This is a genomic window from Agromyces aerolatus, assembly GCF_031432255.1.
Taxonomy (GTDB): domain Bacteria; phylum Actinomycetota; class Actinomycetes; order Actinomycetales; family Microbacteriaceae; genus Agromyces.
In genome coordinates this window covers 1-1,863 of sequence record NZ_JAVKGQ010000032.1, presented here as the reverse complement: position 1 = coordinate 1,863, position 1,863 = coordinate 1, and the positions used below count along the sequence as shown (strand labels likewise).

At 70.7% G+C, this 1,863-nt stretch carries 2 protein-coding genes; both read right to left on the bottom strand.

What is annotated here, in order from left to right; genetic code table 11:
• Positions 1–240, bottom strand: a 240-nt coding sequence (locus RH864_RS19130; protein ID WP_310519174.1) for a hypothetical protein, incomplete at its 3' end; no start/stop codon positions are given.
• A gap of 7 nt (positions 241–247) precedes the next feature.
• The coding region (locus RH864_RS19125; protein WP_310519173.1) for a hypothetical protein at positions 248–1,863 on the bottom strand (1,616 nt) is incomplete at its 5' end.

Sequence of the window (1,863 nt, the reverse complement as noted above, 5' to 3'; positions counted from 1 at the left end):
CCCCAGCCCCAGCACATCAGCAGCCACCGTGTTCGTCCCACCCACCGTCACCCCCGCACTCGACGGCAACGACGACACCGACGTGGCCTCGGCTTCGAGTGCCGGACCTGCCGGCCGCTCCGCGGCGGTCGCAGGCACGCCGGCGCCGACGACGAGCACCGCCGCGCTCACGAGCGCCGCGATCCATGCTGACCCCGACCCGGGCGCTGCTCGCAGACGAACCCTCCGAGAGCTGATCATGGGCTGCTCATTTGGCATAGTGGTTCTCCAGAGTGAGGCGATCGCCGTGCGTCACGAGGTTCGTGGCGATCATCGTGCCGGTCCCGAACACATTCGGGTTCGAGAGCGTGGCCCGGCTCCCGCGGATGGTGAGGTGGTCGCTCACGAGCCGGAGGTCTTCTCCGTTCCGCTCGGGCTGGGTCAACGGCAGCGAGCCCGCGCCCGGAATGACTCTGGTGCGGAACTGCACGCTCACGCTCGTGCCGGTCAGGCTATGCAGCGCGGGTCCGACCTGCGGGTCGGCGAGCGTGCACACGCCTTCGGCACACGGAGTGACGACCAGCCCGTTGGCCCCCGTTCCCTCGCCGAGCAGCGACTTGGACTCGGCCCGGAACGAGGACGTCGCGGACCGCAGCGACTTCGAGTCCACGGTCCCCTCGAGCTTGAGCACGGCCATCACCGAACGGGCCTGCTGCGAGGTCCGCGTCGAGAAGTAGGCGGCCATCGAGGCCCCGGCGGCGGTGACGCCGTCGTTCGCATACTGGCCGGCTTGGAGGGAGAAGATCATGAGCTGGCTGGGGTTCGCGGGGTCACCGAGACCCGTGATCAGTGCCTTCGTGGTCGGATCGCGGAAGTAGACCCGCTCGTACCAGCTCGCGTGCTGCACCGTGTCGAGGGCCTGCGACCCGTCACCGAACAGGCTGATCCGCAGGGGCGTCTGGTCCAGGCCGTTCGCGCGGGGGGAGGCCGTTCCCGTGATCTGCAGCTTCGACACCGTAGGCGCAGGCGCCGGTGAACTCAGCCCAGCGGTGTCGATGACGTTCGACGCCGAGCCTTCGGCGTTGACCCGGAAGTAGCGGTAGTCCTTCGTCGCACCCGCCGAGGTCTGCCAGTCGAACACGGCCGTGCCCATCGTCACCCGGTCGCCATCCCGGGTCGGCGCGGTGGGCGCCGCGACCGTGCCGAGCGAGTCCCACGACTCGCCGTCGACGGAGCCCTCGGCGGTCGGGAGCGGGAGGGTCGCCTCGGTCAGGTCGGACGCCGCGCCCGGGACGTTCCAGCTCACGCCGGACAGCGTGAAGCGATGCACCGGCCGAGACGGGTCGTTCACATCGTCGGTCGGCACGTGCTGCGCCGCGGGGGCGGGCGTCAACCTCGCGGCCTCGAGCACGGGGGCGCTGACGACCGATGGCGGGTCGTGCCGCTCGCTCACGACCACGCGGACGGATGCACCTTCACGTTCCGTGTGCACGGTGAACCGGCCGGCGCCGACCTGGTCGACGACCTCGATGCCGGACGCCGTCCCGCGCAGCTGTACGACCTGACGCTGCCCCGGGGCACCCGCCGGCTCGACGTGTATGTAGAACACGCCCGGGTTGTCGCCGCACGAGGCACCCCGAAGCCGCTGCCCCGTCATGAATGCCCCGGATCGGCCGCCCATCGCGACCGGCACCGGTTGTACGGGCAGCGGGTCCGACGCCGTGCGAAGGTCAGCCCCGTACCAGCACCCTTCGGCACGGGTGGACCCGGCGAAGGCCCGGGAGCTGAGGTTCGTGCGAGTGCGGTTGTCGATCTGGATCGACCAGGGTCGGTAGCCGGGCACCATCCAGGGCAGGTCGCCCACGGGGCCGCTGTCGATCACGA